The 17,522-nt window shown below is 68.8% G+C and carries 16 protein-coding genes; 4 read left to right on the plus strand and 12 right to left on the minus strand.

Translation table 11 applies throughout. The features are described 5' to 3' along the window. Positions 1-130: 130 nt before the first annotated feature. On the minus strand, positions 131-3,421 hold the full coding sequence (gene lysX, locus AB0H50_RS09005) for a bifunctional lysylphosphatidylglycerol synthetase/lysine--tRNA ligase LysX (RefSeq protein ID WP_357449393.1): 3,291 nt from the start codon (positions 3,419-3,421) through the stop codon (positions 131-133). Positions 3,422-3,726: 305 nt separating this feature from the next. Between lysX and AB0H50_RS09010 the strand changes: the two genes are divergently transcribed. Beyond that, complete coding sequence (locus AB0H50_RS09010) at positions 3,727-3,948, plus strand: RNA-binding S4 domain-containing protein (protein WP_068066219.1); 222 nt, start codon at positions 3,727-3,729, stop codon at positions 3,946-3,948. An 11-nt stretch (positions 3,949-3,959) separates the two neighbouring features. Here the strand turns inward: AB0H50_RS09010 and rraA are convergent, their stop codons facing one another. The 9 genes from rraA to AB0H50_RS09055 all read right to left on the minus strand — a co-directional run bounded on the left by rraA (position 3,960) and on the right by AB0H50_RS09055 (position 9,503). Further along, entirely contained in the window at positions 3,960-4,445 is a 486-nt protein-coding gene (gene rraA / locus AB0H50_RS09015) for a ribonuclease E activity regulator RraA (protein WP_067786464.1), read from the minus strand. 146 nt (positions 4,446-4,591) lie between these two features. Then, entirely contained in the window at positions 4,592-4,957 is a 366-nt protein-coding gene (locus AB0H50_RS09020) for a DUF5313 family protein (protein ID WP_357448771.1), read from the minus strand. An 83-nt stretch (positions 4,958-5,040) separates the two neighbouring features. Next, entirely contained in the window at positions 5,041-5,421 is a 381-nt protein-coding gene (locus AB0H50_RS09025) for a DUF5313 family protein (RefSeq protein WP_357448773.1), read from the minus strand. Positions 5,422-5,515: 94 nt separating this feature from the next. Beyond that, entirely contained in the window at positions 5,516-5,971 is a 456-nt protein-coding gene (locus AB0H50_RS09030) for an SRPBCC family protein (protein ID WP_357448775.1), read from the minus strand. Positions 5,972-6,008: 37 nt separating this feature from the next. Further along, complete coding sequence (locus tag AB0H50_RS09035) at positions 6,009-6,938, minus strand: CopD family protein (RefSeq protein WP_357448777.1); 930 nt, start codon at positions 6,936-6,938, stop codon at positions 6,009-6,011. 7 nt (positions 6,939-6,945) lie between these two features. Continuing rightward, positions 6,946-7,557 (minus strand): copper resistance CopC family protein, encoded by a 612-nt coding sequence (locus AB0H50_RS09040; protein WP_357448779.1) that lies wholly within the window; start codon positions 7,555-7,557, stop codon positions 6,946-6,948. Next, positions 7,554-8,201 (minus strand): YcnI family protein, encoded by a 648-nt coding sequence (locus AB0H50_RS09045; protein ID WP_357448781.1) that lies wholly within the window; start codon positions 8,199-8,201, stop codon positions 7,554-7,556. Before AB0H50_RS09045 ends, AB0H50_RS09040 begins: the two co-directional genes overlap by 4 nt. Before the next feature lie 37 nt (positions 8,202-8,238). Beyond that, the gene (locus AB0H50_RS09050; RefSeq protein ID WP_357448782.1) at positions 8,239-8,859 is read right to left on the minus strand and encodes a hypothetical protein; all 621 of its coding nucleotides are present in this window, start codon (positions 8,857-8,859) and stop codon (positions 8,239-8,241) included. Between the two features lie 14 nt (positions 8,860-8,873). Then, positions 8,874-9,503 carry a DUF6474 family protein gene (locus tag AB0H50_RS09055; protein WP_357448784.1) on the minus strand — a complete coding sequence of 210 codons (630 nt, stop codon included), beginning with the start codon at positions 9,501-9,503 and terminating at the stop codon, positions 8,874-8,876. 331 nt (positions 9,504-9,834) lie between these two features. On the opposite strand from AB0H50_RS09055, the gene AB0H50_RS09060 reads away from it, so the two are divergent. The 3 genes from AB0H50_RS09060 (at position 9,835) to AB0H50_RS09070 (ending at position 14,723) form a co-directional block, all read left to right on the plus strand. Beyond that, complete coding sequence (locus AB0H50_RS09060; RefSeq protein ID WP_357449395.1) at positions 9,835-11,514, plus strand: TM0106 family RecB-like putative nuclease; 1,680 nt, start codon at positions 9,835-9,837, stop codon at positions 11,512-11,514. Between the two features lie 46 nt (positions 11,515-11,560). Beyond that, positions 11,561-13,519 carry a molecular chaperone HtpG gene (gene htpG / locus AB0H50_RS09065; protein WP_357448786.1) on the plus strand — a complete coding sequence of 653 codons (1,959 nt, stop codon included), beginning with the start codon at positions 11,561-11,563 and terminating at the stop codon, positions 13,517-13,519. 490 nt (positions 13,520-14,009) lie between these two features. Next, positions 14,010-14,723: a TMEM165/GDT1 family protein gene (locus AB0H50_RS09070; protein ID WP_357448788.1), complete on the plus strand. Its 714-nt coding sequence runs from the start codon at positions 14,010-14,012 to the stop codon at positions 14,721-14,723. A gap of 997 nt (positions 14,724-15,720) precedes the next feature. Here AB0H50_RS09070 and AB0H50_RS09075 read toward each other — a convergent pair. Continuing rightward, entirely contained in the window at positions 15,721-16,392 is a 672-nt protein-coding gene (locus AB0H50_RS09075) for a TetR/AcrR family transcriptional regulator (protein WP_357448790.1), read from the minus strand. Positions 16,393-16,465: 73 nt separating this feature from the next. Then, positions 16,466-17,344: an SDR family NAD(P)-dependent oxidoreductase gene (locus AB0H50_RS09080; protein WP_357448792.1), complete on the minus strand. Its 879-nt coding sequence runs from the start codon at positions 17,342-17,344 to the stop codon at positions 16,466-16,468. Positions 17,345-17,522: the final 178 nt, after the last annotated feature.

Consider the following 17,522-nt stretch of genomic DNA (forward strand, 5'->3'; position numbering starts at 1 on the left):
CCGATCATCGAAGGTGTCGGCTTCCTCCCGGAGCCGAGTCTCAAAGGTTATCGGCAGGTTTCGATCATCGTTAATCCTTCGATGATGAAATCCCTCATAGTGAGATCCTCGCGTGGCGGTTTCGAAAGTTTCAGCGCGGCTTCACCAATGGGAACGGCAGCGTCTCGCGGATGCTGCGGCCGGTGATCAGCATGACGATCCGGTCGACGCCCATGCCGAGACCGCCGGTGGGCGGCATGGCGTGTTCGAGCGCCCGCAGGAAGTCCTCGTCCAGCTCCATCGCCTCCGGATCGCCGCCCGCCGCGAGCATGGACTGCTCGGTGAGCCTGCGTCGCTGCTCGATCGGATCGGTGAGTTCGCTGTAGGCCGTGCCGAGTTCGACGCCCCACGCCACCAGATCCCAGCGCTCGGTGACGCCTGCGATGCTGCGGTGCGCGCGGGTCAGCGGCGAGACCGAGGTCGGGAAGTCGATGTAGAAGGTTGGTTCTCGGGTCTGCGATTCCACCAGGTGCTCATACATTTCCAGCACCACCTGCCCCGCGTCCCAGCCGTGCTGGTACGGGATGTCGGCGCCGTCGCACAGCGTGCGCAGTTCCTCGACGGAGGTCTGCGGGGTGATGGTGGATCCGATGGCTTCCGACACCGCGCCGTGCACCGTCTTCACCGGCCACTCGCCGGAGATGTCGACGGCCTCGAACGAACCCTCGTCGGTGGGCCGCATCGCGACCATGGCGCCGTTGGCGGCCATCGCGGCGTTCTGGATCAGCTGTCGGCTGATGTGCATCATGCGCTCGTAGTCACTGTGTGCCTCGTATGCCTCGAGAATGGTGAATTCCGGGTTGTGGCTGAAGTCGACGCCCTCGTTGCGGAAAGTGCGACCCAGCTCGAAGACCTTCTCCATGCCGCCGACGCACAGGCGTTTCAGGTAGAGCTCGGGGGCGATACGGAGGTAGAGGTCGAGATCGTAGGCGTTGATGTGGGTGAGGAACGGCGTCGCGTTGGCGCCGCCGTGCACCTGCTGCAGGATCGGCGTCTCGACCTCGAGGTAGCCCCAGGAGTTCAGCGAGTCGCGCAGCGAGCGCACCACCGCGCTGCGCTTGGCGAGCACCTCGCGGGTCTCCTGGTCGATGGACATGTCGACGTAGCGCTGGCGCACCTTGGCCTCGGGATCGGCGAGGCCCTTCCACTTGTCCGGCAGCGGGTGCAGGCATTTGCCGTTCATCCGCCAGTCGGCCGCAAGCAGTGAGAGTTCGCCGCGGCGGCTGCGGCCGATCTGGCCGCTCACCTCGATCAGATCGCCGAGGTCGAAGTACTCGCCGAACTCGGCGCTGCGCTCGGCGCCGACCCGGTCGCGGTCGATGACCAGCTGGATGTCGTCGGACCAGTCGCGCAGCACCGCGAAGATCACCCCGCCGTAGTCGCGGATGCGCAGCAGCCTGCCGCACACCCGGACCGTGGTTCCGCGCGGTGAGCGCCGGGCCGCGGCCACGGTGTGCGTCGGGGGATAGGCGACCGGATACGGGTCGATGCCCGCCGCCGTCAGCCTGTCCAGCTTGTCCATCCGCACCCGGACCTGCTCGGGGCGGCGCGGAAGGTGTTCGGCGATACCGATTTCCGGCATGTCCGGCGCGCTTCCGTCGGCGTGCAGGCCGGTAATGGTGTCCGGCACCGCGCTGTGCAGGCCGGTGTGCACGGCGGTCTCGGGTTCCTCGCCGAAGCGCGGCAGGAACCCTTCGGCCAAGCCGCTGGCCACCGCGACTCGCGCCAGCTGCCTGCGCTCTTCGAACAGAAAGAAGCGCGGCACCCAGTGCGGCTGGTATTTCACATTGGACCGGTACAGCGCCTCGAGCTGCCACCACCGCGAGAAGAACAGCAGCACGCCGCGCCAGAGCCGCAGCACCGGGCCCGCACCGATCCGCCCGCCCTCCTCGAACACCGAGCGGAACACCGCGAAGTTCAGCGACACCCTGGTGATGCCGTGCTGGTCGGAGGTCAGCGCCAGCTGCGAGATCATCAGCTCCATCACGCCGTTGGGGCTCTGCGGGTCGCGGCGCATCAACTCCAGCGACGCGCCGGTGCGGCCCCACGGCACCAGCGACAGCATGCCGAGCACCCGGTCCTGCGGATTCACCGCCTCGACCAGCAGGCAATCGCCGTCCAGCGGGTCACCGAGCCTGCCGAGCGCCATGGAGAAACCGCGCTCGGTCTCCGTGTCGCGCCAGGCGTCGGCCATGGCGATGATCTGCGGGAACTCCTCCGCGGGGATGTCACCGTGCCTGCGGATGCGCACCGAGATGCCGTGCTTGCGCAGCCGGTTCGCGGCCTGGCGGACCTGCTTCAGCTCCGGCCCCGCCAGCGAGAAGCTCCGGGTGTCGAGGATGGCTTCGTCGCCGAGGCGCAGCGCGGACAGCCCGGCCCTCCGATAGGCGGTCGCTCCGAGTTCGCTGGCGCCCATGACGGCGGGCGTCCAGCCGAATCGGTCGGCCAGCCACAGCCAAGCGTCGATAGCCTGCGGCCAGGCCTCGCGGGCACCGATCGGGTCGCCGCTGGCCAGGCAGACACCCAGTTCCACGCGATAGGTGACGGCGGCCTTTCCGCTCGGCGCAAAGACCACCGCCTTGTCGCGGCGGGTGGCGAAGTAGCCGAGCGAATCCTCCACATCGGAGCCGTCGAGCAGGCCGCGGATCGCCGACTCGTCCAGGCTGGTCATGGCGTTCTGCGCGCGCTGCGAGCGCAGCAGCGTGATCACCGCGGCCAGCAGCGCGATCGCGCCGAACAGGCCGAGCAGGAAGTTGACGAACGGGCGCGGATGACCGTCGAAATGCTCGTTGTCCACCAGGATCGCCGCGGTCACCCGGTAGAACGCCCAGCCGGGCCGCTGCCAGCCTGACGGCAGCGTGCCGGGAAACAGCTCGACCAGTGCCCAGCCGAGCAGACAGCCCACCGCCAACCCGCCGAGCAGAACGCCGAGCGCCTTCCAGGCCGCGCCGCGGCGCACCCTGGTGTAGAACTCCCGCGAGCAGGCGATCAGCACACCGATCACGCCGAGCTGCACGATCATCGCGACGAGCGCGTCGATATTGCCCTCGTTCGCGAATTCCACCGCGTTGGTCAGCGCGAACAGCGCGATATAGCCGACGAGCAGCCACCAGGCGATGCGTTTGCGACTGGCGATAGCGCCCGCCATGAGGCCGACGATCAGGGCCCACATCAGGTTGGTGTCGGGCGCGTCGAAGTAGTAGTCGTCGATGTAGCGGCGCGGCACCTCGGTCAGGAAACGCAGAGCGGGTGAGAGGCTCCACAAGAAGCACGCCACGGCGAAGACGCCGAGCACAGTGCCCGCGATGTGCGGGACCTGAGCGAACCGGCCGTGCCCGCGGTGCGGGACCGGGGGCGTCGGCCGCTCCGCTAGGGGTTCGATCTCGGTCCGCTCACCGGCTTGCGTGGAAGTCACCAATCCAGTGTGGACGCTGCTGTGTTGGTTTGCCGCGCCTTCGCGCGGCGTGTTCGCGGCCCCCTGATGTCTCGCGCCCCAGCGGTCGAGACCGGCGACTTCGTCGCATGCGCTTCGACCGCTGGGCCGCGAGACGGGCCGCGAACGGGCTCGTAAGACTCGCCCTCGAGGTGGTCGAGAGTGCCCCACGGTCGGGTTGACGCATGTGCCCGCCGCGGCGCGGCTGACAGGCGGTTTGCCGATCCGGGGTTCCTGGCGCGAGGATGTACGCCATGTCGGATCCAGTCGATGTGCCGATTGATGACGACGTCATTCGGCTCGGCCAGTTCTTGAAACTGGCGAATCTGATCGATTCCGGTTCGGAGGCCAAGACGGTGATCGCCGCGGGCCTGGTCCGGGTGAACGACGAGGTCGAACTACGGCGCGGACGGCAGTTGCACGTCGGCGACGTCGTCGCCCTCGCCGGTCACAAGGCGCGGGTCGCCCCGGACTAGCCGGGGCCGGTTCAGGATTCGGCGCGCACCACGATGCCGTCGTGGTCGCTGTAGAGCATCTCGCCGGGCACGAAGGTGACGCCGCCGAACTCGACCGTGACGTCGCGCTCACCGCTGCCGGTCTGGGTGCTCTTGCGCGGGTTGGTGCCCAGCGCCTTGATGCCGATGTCGAGGGTGCGCAGGATCGCCGAATCGCGCACGGCGCCGTTGACGATCACCCCTGCCCAGCCGTTGTCGACGCCGCGGCCCGCGATGATATCGCCGACCAGCGCGGTGTGCACGCTCGCGCCGCCGTCGACCACCAGCACCGCGCCGTTGCCCGGTTCGCTCAGCGTCTGCTTGACCAGCAGGTTGTCCTGGAAGCAGCGGATGGTCGTGATGCGCCCGGAGAACACCTCGCGGCCGCCGAACTGAATGAACTGCGTGTCGCAGCTGCGGATCTCGGGGCCGATCTCGTCGGCCAGATCGGCGGTGGCAATGTTCACTGATTCGGTCACGAACGTCAGCTTAGGGGTGCGGCGTCGAGCGGTGGCCGCGACCGGTTGCTCGATGTGAGCTCGGTCGCTGTCATGGCCGCGGCCGCTTTCGACGGTGACCGCTTGCCCTGGCGGTCAACGGTGTCCGGCGCGGGTGGTGTCCGGCGTCAATGGTGCCGGTAGCGCAGTTCGTACTTCTCGCGGTCGCTGTCGGAGATCCGGCCGTGGTCCAACAGGTCCGGGCTCAGGCCGTGCTGGATCAAGCGGAAGCGGCGCCATACGTAGGTCAGCGCCACCGTGAAAACGATCAGCGGCACGATCATCATCACGATCATGCCGATCTTGAGCGGCATCGGTCCGGGGAACAGCAGCACCAGTGCGAAGAACGGGATGATCGGCACGAGGAATCGGACGAGGTACCGCTCCGTGGCCCCGTGTCCGACGAGGTCGTGAATGACCCACTCGTGCAGCTCCTCCGGGAGCTCGCGGCCCAGATCGTAGGTGATCCGTTGCCCGAATGTGGGTTTGTCCATGTCTACAGGCTATGCCTGTGATATAAGTCACCGCCAGCCTCGACCGCGTCCGGTCAGGCATGTTTCCAGCCGCTGAGCGGGCGTCAGGCGCGGCCGTGCTTGCGCTCGTAGGCCAGCCGGTCCGCGGCGGATCGCTCCCTGGCGTCTGCGTCGGCCAGCGCGGGGTCGAGCCCGTGTTTGATCAGGCGGTGCCGCCGGTAGACGTACATCAGCGCCACCGTGAAATAGATCAGCGGCAGATAGAGCAACGCCATCATCGCCAGCCCCATCCACAGCGGGCCGGGCACCAGCAGGAACAGGCTCAGCACCGGGATGATCGGCACCAGGATGCGGACCAGGTAGCGGCGGGTGGCTCCGGGGCCGGTCAGGTCGGCGCGCACCCACTCCGACATCGCCGGGGGCAACGTGCGGCCCCAGATGTAGCCCATCCGCTGGGCGAAGGTCGGGGTGGTGCGCTCGCTCATGGTTTCAGCATCCCATCGGCCGCGTGGTTCCCGCGCCTTCCGCCCGGCTCCGGCGCGGGGTTGATTAGAAGCGCCGGGTCGATCAGGCGCGGGCTCAGGCGCGGCTGGTGTGGAACCCGGCGATCTCCTTCACGAGATTGTCCGTCGTGTGCTTGACCGCGATCTTCACGAATGGCTCGATGGTCTTGCCGAGCGCCCTGCCCGCCAGGCCGCCGGGCACCCGGAAGTCGATGATGGCGTCGACGGTGCACAGATCGTCGCTCTTGGGGTGGAACAGGAAGGTCGACACGATCTCGAAGCCCTTGATCGACTTGATGCCGATGGCGTAGTTCTGCTCCCAGCGGACCACCTCGACGCGCGAGTGCAGCGAGGCGGGGCCGAGCTTCATGTGCCCGTCGAAGACGGCGCCGACCCCCTCGGTCTGCTCGCCGACCGGCGTGAAGGACTGAATGCCGTGCAGGAAGCTGGGCAGGTTCCGGTAATCGTTGACGTACTGGAACGCTGATTCGGCCGACCCGGCACAGTCTTCGACGATCTTCACTTCGGTCATGCGGGCAACTGTAACGGGTTTCCCTTGCGGCAGCGGATCACGCGGTGACGGCCAGGGCCGCCGCCAAACCGAAGGCCACGGCCATGATGGTGACCTCGAGCACCGCGCGGCGCAGCGAGCCCGACGCGTCCATCCGATGGTCGGCGGCCCGGCGGACCCACGTGCGCCGCCACCACCAGCCGAGCGCGAGCAGCAACGCAAGCACCGTGGTCTTGGCCAGCAGAATGCGGCCGTACCCGGTGCCGAACAGCGGGCCGATGCCGCCGAGGCGGACGAGTCCGTTCACCACGCCCGTCGCCGCGACCACACCGATCAGCGGCATCGCCACCGTCGAATACCGCGGCAGCGTCGCGGCCCATTCGCCGCGCGTGCGGACCACCAGCGCCAGCGCGACCAGCAGTCCTAACCAAGCCCCTGCCGCGAGCGCGTGCACCGCGGCGAGGACCGAGCCGAACGCCTGCTGCGACATGTGCCCGGTGATCGGGCGCAGCGCCACCGCGACCGCCGCGAACACCAGCACCAGATCGGTCGAGGCCGTGTCGCCGCCGCGGAAGGCCAGCGTCGAATAGCCGGCCACCGCGGCGGTCGCGATCAGGATGGCGATGCCGACCTGACCGCCGCTGATCTCGGTGAGAAAGGTGCCGAACTGCCCGGCCGCCAGCCGTCGCACCGGAACGCCGACCACCTCGGCCGCCTCGAAGACGAGCACGGCGAACTCGGTCACGCACCAGGCGCCGGCCAGTGCCGCGAGCATGCGCCACGGCGGCGCCAGACGTTCGTGCAAACGGGGGAGCGCGGCGAGTCCGAGCACAGTCGCGCCGAGCCCATCCGCGACGACCCGCACGGCGCCCTCGGCGGGCGCCGATCCCGTGGTGAGCAGCCAAGCCAGCCCCACCCCCAGCAGCCCGGCCGGGACGATCAGCAGCAGCGCCCCCGTCTCGCGAACGCCGGTCGCCCCGCTGCTCACCGCGTGCTCATCGGCGCTGCCCGCCGCGGAAGCCGACCAGCGCGATGGCGAGACCGCCGCCGAACAGCACGACCGCGCCGATCACGAAGATCCACACCGGGATTCCGTCGGAGCCGCCCTCGTCGGTGGACCTGCCCTTGGCGTCCGCGCGCGGGCCGGGCGTGCCCTTGCCGGGCTGGCTCAGCGTGAACGTCCGCTTGCCGCTGACCGGATGACCGTCGGCGGAGGTCACGCGGTAGGCGATGACGTAGTCGCCCACCGGGCCGAGCTCGCCGACCTCGATGCTCACCGTCTTGCCGTCGACGACCGGCTCGCCCTTGGACCAGAGGTTGCCGTCCGGGCCGGTGAGCGTGAGCGACGGGAAGTTCGGCTGCAACTCCTCGTTGAAGGTGACGCTGATCCGGCCGGGGCTGGTTTCCACCGTCGAGCCGTCCTCCGGCACGCTCCCGACCGCGGCGGAATGGGCCGCGGCGACGCCCGCAGTGGCCAGCCCGAGACCGAACAGCAGCAGTACAGCGACCGCCGCGGCACCGAGGCGGCGAAACGCCTTGGCGGGCAGCCGAATCGCGGTGCGCGCTGGTGGCGTGGCGAAGCCGGGTCGTCGGATTGTGGTCCTCATGAGCGCCTCCTGAGCAAGCTGCCGAGTCCGAGTGCGGCGCCGAGCGCGCCGAGTGCCAGGCCGATGCCGCCCAGCCAGCGCGCCATGTTGTCGGCGTCGTCCTGCGCGGCGGCGCCGTTGTCGACGCGGTGGTCGTCGGCGGGATCGCCCGAGCCTGCCGCGAGGGTCAGTGTGGGCGCCGGATGCTCCGGTTCCGCGCCGTCGGGGCCGACGGGCTGGCTCCAGTCGACCACCTTGCCGTCGCTGTAGGTCTGCTTGGCCGGGAAGCTCACCGTCTCCGCGGCGGGCAGCGGGCCGAGCGAGACGACGAAACGCTGGAACTGGCCGGGGCCGACGCCGGGCGCGCCAGGGTCGGCGGTCCAGGTCACCGCGACGGCCTCGGATTTGTCGTTGCGCTCCACCCGGGCCGTCCAGCCCGGCATGGGTTCGGTGCGCGCACTGCGCACGTTGGGCAGCGTGACGGTGAGCGCGGTCGTCGAGGCGGTGTCCGATTCGGTCGGCACACGGAAGGTGACGACGGAGTACTTGCCCTGCTGGGCGCCCGGCGCGTCGACCGTCACGTGCGCGGCGGCGACGCCGCCGGAGAGCAGCACGAAACCCACGCTCGCCACCGCACCGCAGGCATGGAAAAGAGAACTTCGCATAAGAGACTTTCTGTCCGAAAGGAATTGGGTGCGCGGATCAGGCGAATGCCGGTGGTGCGCGCGGCCCGACGGGTCCTTGCGGCGGAAAGCGGTAGGTCGGTGTCCGGTGATCGGCCCAGCGGCCCGCTCGGGCAACGGGAAGGTGCCGAGGCTCGCCGAGGACGGCTCGCGCTGCACCGGAGACGATGGCGTACAGACGCTCGGCGGCCAGGATCAGCCCCGCACAGGCGAGCGTCGCCAGCAGATGCGCGAACAGCATCCAGCCGGTCGGCACGAAACCCGCGAGCGGCGCGTCACCGCGTGGAATGTGCGAGGCGCGCTCCGCGTGCGTGTGCCCGGCCAGCACCGCGTGCCCGCCCAACTGCCCGACCGCGAGTGCGCCGAGCATCGGACCGGCGCCGCGCGAAGGGCGAAGCCGAATGCCGAGGCCGGCCGAATTGCGGTGTCGTTCGGTGCCGGGGGCGCCACATGCCCCGTTCTCCGCGAATCCGGCCGTCGTCGCGCATCCCGCCAACGCCGAAACCGTCAGCAGCAGGGCGAATTCCGGTGAATCCGGATAGCCACCGCCGGCGGCGCCGTGCGCGGCGACGCTGAGCAGGCCGACCAGCGCGCCGACCAAGCCGCCGCGCGGCCAGCCGGTGTCTTGGCCGGGATTCATCGCGGAGACGGCGTTCAGCTCACGCCGAGGCGGGCGAGCACATCGGCCTCGATGCCGGACAGCTCGTGCGAGATCGAGGTGTGCACGGCGCGCCTACGCGACGGGGGCATCTGCTCGGCGGTGCGGACCGCGGCGCCGAGGCTGTCGAGCCGGGCGCGGGTGGCGATGACGAACTTCTGCCCCTCGCCCTTGTCGTCGATCTTGCCGAGCGCGGCCTCGGCGTTGGCGAGGCGGGCCTGGAGCTTCGCGCCGTGCCCGGTGTAATCGCCGAGCTGGTCGATGCCGATGCCGAGCTGTTGCGCGCGCCGGGTGTCGAGCTGGCCGCGGACGAAGGTGGCGCCGCGGTAGGCCAGTGGCGCGAGCACCGGAACGAGTACCCGGGCCACGCCGAGGTACTTGCGCACCTGGCTCGCGCTGAACACGTCACGCTCGGCCTTGGCGGCAATCTTCTGCGCGGCCTTCTCCTCCGCCTGCAGGGTGGCGATCTGCTGCTTGGCGACCTTGGCCTGAGTGCGGGCCTCGGCGCGCTTGGCCTTGCGATCGTTCTTGGCGAACAGCTTGGCCTCGATCGCGGCCTTGTGCTTGAGGGCTTTCGCCTCGGCCCGGCGACTCGGACGCCGCTTGCGCTTCGTGAACAACCCCATCGGAAGGCCCTCCGTCAATGCTGTGTGCCAGGGCAGCGCTGTCGGGCGCGAGGCCGTCTGCCGTCTACCACGCGGTTTGCGCCCACCTTATCCGGTCGAGGGCGGCGGCAGCGAGGGCACACCATGTCCTGTCAGGGGTCTGGACCATACTGCATACGTGTATTCGGGCAGCGGTGACCGCGAGGGTCGCAAGGTGGACGGCTCGGCCGCGGACCGGGCGGGGGAGCTCGCCGCTGCGCCGATCGAGGACGTGCCGATCGAGGACGCGCCGATCGAGAACGCGCCGATCGAGGACGTGCCGGCCGAAAACGAGCCGATCGAGCGCGGTCGGATGGTGAACGCGCAGCTAGCGTTCATCGACGCGCGCGCGTTGATCGGATGCAGGCACCGGCTGCACCTGGACGCGGCACACCCGCAGATGCTCACGGACGTACTCGAGGATCCGGGTGTGCGCCAGCGACGCGAGGCCGCGACCGCACATCGCAATCGAGTGCGCGACGCGCTCGTCGCCGCCGACCCGGACAACTGGGTGATCATCGATCCCGCGCAGCGAGCGTCGGATCGCGTTGCGGCCACCATGAGCGCGTGTGCCGCTGGGGCGCAACACATCTGGGGTGGCCTGCTGCCGCAGGAACCCGATACCGGCAGGCGCGGCGGCTCGGAGATCCTGCTGCGCGACCGCGATCGCGGCGGCTACATCCCGGTCATCGTGGTCAACCACAAGGTGACCGACCCGCGCAAACCGGAACCGGCCGACTTCCACCCGACCACCTCGGACCCGTATCGCTGGGACCCGCGCCCGGATCCGGCCCGCAAGCTGCGCCAGCAGCCGCGTGACCAGCAGCGTCTCGCGCACCTCTACCGGATGCTGCAGCGCCATGGTCTGGCCAGTCCGTCCCTGGTCGGCGGTGTCATCGGGTACCACTTCGACCGCATCCTCGTCCACGACCTCGGCCCGCTGCTCGACGAATACGACCGCCGCTACGCCGACCGCATCGCGGTGGTGCGCGGCGAGCTGCCGACGGTACCGTCCAAGGTGCCCGAATGCAGGCAATGCCCTTGGTGGACAAGGGGAGTCGAAGGGCCGAGCTGCGAGGGCTGGCTGGCCGAGCACCGCGACGTCAGCCTGGTCGCGCCGGGCTCGCGGGCCGACGTGCTGCGCGGCCACGGTGTGGAAACCATCGACGATCTGGCCGCATGGACCGGCGAGGACCCGGAGGACTGGCAGCACGGCCCCTTCGACGAGGCCGTGGTCACCGCGCGCGCCTGGCTCGCGGGCGCGCCGCTGGTGCGCCGCTACGACCGGGTGCAGGTGCGCCGCGCCGACGTCGAGGTGGACGTGGACCTGGAGAGCTTCCAGGAACACGGCGCCTACCTGTGGGGCACCCTGCTGGACGGTCGCTACCGGCCGTTCGTCACCTGGGACCCGCTGCCGACCGAGGACGAGGGCCGCTCCTTCGGCGAGTTCTGGACCTGGCTGATGACGGTGCGCGCCGAGGCCGCGACGACCGGGAAAACCTTTGCGGCCTACTGCTATTCGCGCACCGCCGAGGACAAGTGGCTGTACGAGTCGGCGCGCAGGTTCGCGGGGCGCCGAGGGGTGCCGACGGTGGAGCAGGTGCGCGCGTTCGTGGACGGGCCCGAGTGGGTGGACATGTTCCAGGCTGTCACCGACCAGTTCATCTGCCCGAACGGCAAGGGGCTCAAGAAGATCGCGCCGGTGGCCGGTTTCGCCTGGCGCGATCCCGAGGCGGGCGGCGAGGCGTCGATGAGCTGGTATCGCCAGGCCGTCGGCTACGACGGCGCACCCGACCTGACCCAGCGCACCCGGTTGCTCGAATACAACGAGGACGACGTGCGGGCCACCCAGGTGTTGCGCGAATGGATGTCGCCGCGGGTGCCGAACCCGCACTGCGCGGAGCTGGAGGTGCCCGCCCTCGCCGATTTCGGGCGCGCCCCGCAGTTGCCGGCCGGCGGCGGCGCGGCTTCCTCGTTCGGCCGGGGCGCCTGAGCGGGCGAGCGGGTGTGCCGTCGGTCGGCGGCGGTACCATCGCGACGTGACTCAGCACGTCGAACAACTCGAGTTCCAGGCAGAGACCCATCAGCTGCTCGAGCTGATGATCCATTCCGTCTACTCCAACAAGGACACGTTCCTGCGGGAGCTGATCTCGAACGCGTCCGACGCGCTGGACAAGCTGCGGCTGGCGTCTTTTCAGGACAAGGACCTACACGTCGACACGTCCGACCTGCGCATCGAGCTGGAGGTCGACAAGGACAATCGGGTTCTCACCGTCCGTGACAACGGCATCGGCATGTCCCGCGCGGAGGTCGTCGACTTGATCGGCACCCTCGCCAAGTCGGGTACCGCGGAGCTGCGCAGACAGCTGAAGGACGCGAAGACCGACGCCGCGGCCGAGGAGCTGATCGGCCAGTTCGGCATCGGCTTCTACTCGACCTTCATGGTGGCCGACAAGGTCACCCTGACCACCCGCAAGGCGGGCGAGACCGAGGGCACCCGCTGGGAGGCGGGCGCAGGCAGCTCGACCTACACCATCGAGGCCGTCGACGACGCGCCGCAGGGCACGTCGGTCGCGCTGCAGCTCAAGCCCGCCGACGAGGAGGATCACCTCTTCGACTACACCCTGGAGTGGAAGCTCAGGGAGATCGTCAAGAAGTACTCCGACTTCATCGCCTGGCCGATCCGCATGCAGGTGGAACGGACCGTCACGGAGGGCGAGGGCGAGGACAAGCAGGAGAAGACGGTCCTCGAGGAGCAGACCCTCAACTCGCAGAAGGCGCTCTGGACCCGTCCGAAGAGCGAGGTCTCCGAAGAGGAGTACAAGGAGTTCTACAAGCACGTCAGCCACGCGTGGGACGACCCGCTGGAGATCGTTCCGCTCAAGGCCGAGGGCACGTTCGAATACCAGGCGCTGCTGTTCATTCCGTCGCACGCGCCGTTCGACCTGTTCACCCGCGAGCACAAGCGCGGCGTGCAGCTCTACGTCAAGCGGGTGTTCATCATGGACAACTGCGAAGAGCTGATGCCGGAGTACCTGCGCTTCGTCAAGGGCGTGGTGGACGCGCAGGATCTCTCGCTCAACGTCTCCCGCGAGATCCTGCAGCAGGACCGGCAGATCCAGATGATCCGCAAGCGCCTGGTGAAGAAGGTGCTCTCGACGGTGAAGGAGCTGCAGGGCGCCGAGGATCAGGAGAAGTACCAGACCTTCTGGAAGGAGTTCGGCCGCGTCCTCAAGGAGGGCCTGCTCTCGGACTTCGACAACCGCGACACCATCCTGCAGGTCTCCTCGTTCTCCTCGACGCACTCCGAGACCGAGCTGACCACGCTCGCGCAGTACGTCGAGCGGATGAAGGACGGCCAGGACGCCATCTACTACATGACGGGCGAGTCCCGCCAGCAGGTGGTGAGCTCCCCGCACATGGAGGCGCTCGCGGCCAAGGGGCTCGAGGTGCTCATCCTCACCGATCCCGTCGACGAGATGTGGGTCGGTTCGGTGCCGGAGTTCGACGGCAGGCGGTTCCAGTCCATCGCCAAGGGCGAGGTGGATCTGGAGACCGAGGAGGAGAAGAAGGAGTCCGAGGCGCTGCGCGAGCAGCAGGACAAGGACTTCGCCGAACTGCTGACCTGGCTGGGCAAGACCCTCGACGAGAGCGTCAAGGAGGTGCGCCTGACCAACCGGCTCACCACCTCGCCCGCCTGCCTGGTCGGTGACGTCTTCGACTTCACCCCGATGCTGGAGCGGATGTACCGGGCCTCGGGCCAGATCCTTCCGGAGACCAAGCGCATCCTCGAGCTCAACCCGACCCACCCGCTGGTCACCGGGCTGCGCGACGCCTACGACACCCGCAAGCAGGACGCGGACGAAGGCAAGGTCCCGGAACTCACCGAAACCGCCGAACTGCTCTTCGGCACCGCGGTGCTGGCCGAGGGCGGCGAGCTGAAGGACCCGGCGCGCTTCGCGCATATCCTCACCGACCGCCTCACCCGCACGCTGTAGGTTTCGCGGTTCGAAGGCCCCCTCCCGAGCAACGGGAGGGGGCCTTCGTCGTCTCCGGGCGCCGGGCAGAGCGGCGCTCCCACACACCACGCATACGCCTCACATAGCCACTGCCTATGTGAGGCGTGTGCGCGGTGTGTGGGGACTGGGGCCGCCCGGCGTATCCCAATGAGGGTTTGCTGCTGGGTGCGTGAGGGTTGCCGAAACTTGCCGGTAGGAGCACCAAACTTATTGTGCGCATTGCGATTTGGCTTACAGCTGGTTGGCGTCGCGGAGGTTGCTGGGGTAGGGTCGGAGACAGCGAAGGGGAGTAGCCCCCAATCACGCAGTCGACATACTGGCCCGCCGCCTCCCCAGGCTCGGGTCCGGTTGTGTGAACCGGGTTTTCATCCGGTGGGCGAGACCTTCGGCCTGAACAACCACACGTTGTCGGCCGGAGGCGTACCCAGATCTCCGGCAGGCAGGCCGGAGACCCGGGAGTACGCCACACATGATCGCCACCATCCTGCTGAGCGTCGGCATCGTCTTCCTCGCCGAACTCGGAGACAAATCCCAGCTCATGGCGCTGACGTTCGCGCTGCGCTATCACTGGTGGGTGGTTCTCGGCGGCATCGCGACGGCCACCGCGGGCGTGCATCTGATCTCGGTCGCCGTCGGCTACTTCCTCGGCGCGGCCCTGCCGACCCGGGCCATCTCACTGGTCGCCGCCCTCACCTTCTTGGCCGTCGGCCTGTGGACCTTGCGCGAACACCTCGGCGCTCCCGACGATGACGACGAGCCGCGACCGCCCCGCTCTACCGCCGCCCCGTTCCTCGTCGTGCTCTCGGCCTTTCTCCTCGCCGAACTCGGCGACCGCACCATGTTCGCGACGGCCGCCCTCGCCACCGACAACAGCTGGTTCGGCGTCTGGCTCGGCTCCACCATCGGCATGGTCGCCGCCGACGCCCTCGCCATCGCGGTCGGTATCGCGGTGGGCAAGCACCTGCCGGAGCGGCTCATCGGCATCGGCTCGGGGCTGTTGTTCCTCTACTTCGGCAGCACCACGTTGCTCGGCGCGGCGGTTCCGTCGCTGGGTCTGGTGGTGAGTGCGGCGGCTGCCGCCGTTGTTCCGGTGGTGGTGGGTGCTGTGCTGCTGGTGCGGCGTGTTCGGGTGGGAGTCGAGGTCGAGGAGGTTGTGGCGGAAGGTGTTCAGCGAGGGCGCTGAGGTCGACCGGGGTTTTTCGGCTTGTCCCTGTGCTGCTTTCCCGGAACGGGGTTAGATCTAGCGGTGGGGGCGTCGAGGGACGGCTTTCACGGGGTCTGCCTGGTTCACGCGGTTGACCCGGGTTTGCCGGGTGGGTTTCGTCCGGTTCAGTTGGTGGTTGGGTTGGTGGACGTGGTTCCGGGGGTTAGGGCTGCACAGTTCACGCGCGCCTACCCAGGTTTGCCTCGAACGGTGCTGGGCACGTCGGGTGCCGTACCCGGCTTACCTCCCGCGGTTGGGGGAGTGGGGTTCGGCTTCCGGCGTGGTCATCCGGCTGTGGTGGCGCTCTCCGGGGTAAGAGGGTGGGGGCTGTTCGGTGATAGGTGCGGGGTTTTGGTGTCGTGGTGCGACCCGGAAGCGGGTTCGCCGTCCATCATGTGAGATGGCTGGGGTTCGGAAGAATCGACGGTAGTCATATGGTGGCTATTCGATCGTGGAAAGCAACCATTTGACTACCGTCGAATCCATTTCTCTATCGACGGTAGTCAAATGGTGGTTGAGGCCTTGACAGACCAACGAGCTCTTCACACCCACTTGCACTCTCTGAACGCAACCACAGCCAGTCGACCACGCCGGAAGTCGCACCCACGCACCCGACTGCGGGAGGTAAGCCGGGTACGGCACCCGACGCGCCCAGCACTGCTCCGAGGAAAACCTGGGTAGGCAAACCCTCTGGCCACCTGCAACATTGGGGGTGAAGCCTTGGTAGGCCCACCCCCTTGGGCACCTCAAGCATTGGAAACCGTCAACCCAACGCAATGCCCGGAACCAACGACCACCGCCTCGAACGAACCGGTAGGCGCACCTTCTGGGCACCCACGACATTGGGGAACCTCTGGACCCAACACAAACCGACCGCAAGCCGACACGCCACGCGCCCCACGCCGGCCAACGCGCCGCGAGACGGTGCCCGACACGAGCCGCCAGCGGTCGGCCGCGCGCTACGAAGGCTGCCCACTCAGGCGCGCACCTCGTTGGCGGCCATCGCGGACCCGTACAAGTCCCCGCTGCGCCGGACCATGTCCAGCAGCGGTGCGCACAAACCCCGCAGACCGTCCAGGTCGTCGGCCGCGATACGGGCGGTGACCATCGCGCTGACCGCCGCCGCGAAGGTCTGGCAGGCGAAGCGCTGCTGTTCGGTGTGCGCGTCGAGCACCTCGGCGATCAGGGCGACGAAGGAGTCCTGGAGTTGCGCGCGGCGGGCCAGGGCATCGGAGCCGACGGCGTAGACCTCGACCAGGTAGAGCCTGGCGTAGGCGGGGTCTTCGATCAGGCCCTCGAAGTACGCGACGAGCAGACGTTCCATGCGGTCGAGATCTGGTCCGCTCGTGCCGTTTTCGTCCGCCGGTCCGGATGCCTCCGCGATTCGGACGACCAGCCGCTCGACGGCCCGCTCGTAGGCCGCGGTGAAACAGTCCTCCTTGGAACGGAATTGCTCGTAGAAGGTCTCCCGGGAAACGCCTGCCAGTTTGAGGACGGCCGCGACGGAGGTGCCGACGTAGCCGGTGACCGCCATGGTCTCGGCCATCGCGTCCAGGATCCGGTCGCGCTGCGACGCGATCACCTGCTCCCGAGGTAAACCGTGCCTGCCCCTGGGGAGTTGGCGGGCGGTGCCTGGGGTGTCGGTCATGCGGTGACTCCGAGGTGGTTCGGCGGGTCAGGTGTTCGGCGGGCGCTGTGCCGTTCGATCGGCCCCGCGCCCGTCAGGCGGGTCGCTCCATTCTGCGTGGCCTGCTCGGTTGATCGGTGGTGAAGGGCGCGTCCTCGGCGCGGGCGATCTCCAGCGCCTCGGCCACCCCGCGGCGCAGCGCGGCGTCCACGACGCGCTGGGCGAGCGGACGGAACGGCAGCACCATCGCCACCCACCACGGCGAGACGATCTGGCGGCGGCGGCGCGCGATGGCTCGTTCGGTGGCGTCGATGGCGGGTCCGAGCGGCGCCACGCCCGAGACGGTGGAGCGGCCGAGGATGGCGCGCGCCGCGGCCGTGCCGAAACCGCGGCTGGTCATGTCGGTGTCCAGTTCGGCGAAGTACGCGATGCCGACCTTGGCGCCGGTGTGCCTGATCTCGTGGCGCAGGGTGTGGCCGAGCGCCTCGATGCCCGCCTTCGACGCGCTGTACGCGCCCGCCAGCGGCAGATTCACGGCGGCGGCCAGCGACGAGACGATGAGCGCGTAACCCCGCGGATGACAGATGTGCGGGCCTGCGGCGCGCAGCGTGTAGTAGACGCCGAGCAGGTTCACCGCCAGCGTCTCCTCCATGACCGACGGATCTCCGCCGATCAGCGCCAGCTGCTTCGCGACCCCGGCGTTCGCGACCACCACGTCCAAGCCGCCGAGCTCGCTCGCCAGCGTGGTCACCACCCGCTCCACCTGGGCATGGTCGCCGACGTCGCAGTAGCGCCACGGCGCGTCGCCGCATTCGCGCGCCACCTCGGCGAGCAGATCGGGTTCGAGGCCGAGCAGCGCGACCGATGCTCCGTGCGCGTGCAGCTGCTTGGCCAGCGCGGCCCCGATGCCTCGCGCGGCCCCGGTGATCAACACCCTTCTACCGGCGACGTCCGGGCCGGAGAACAGCTTCATGCGGCGACGATACCACCGATGAACAGCGATGTTCGCAAATATGTTCGGTACCCGCGAGGTGTGAGAGAGAATCGTGCATTGTCTCTCACGAGGCGCCGCCGGACAGGCCCGGGTCGGGGGCGGACTTCGGCCCGCGGCATCTATTAGGGTGCAATTGACAAAGGGCCAACTGGCTGTC

It is taken from the genome of Nocardia sp. NPDC050793, from assembly GCF_040654065.1.
Lineage (GTDB): Bacteria > Actinomycetota > Actinomycetes > Mycobacteriales > Mycobacteriaceae > Nocardia.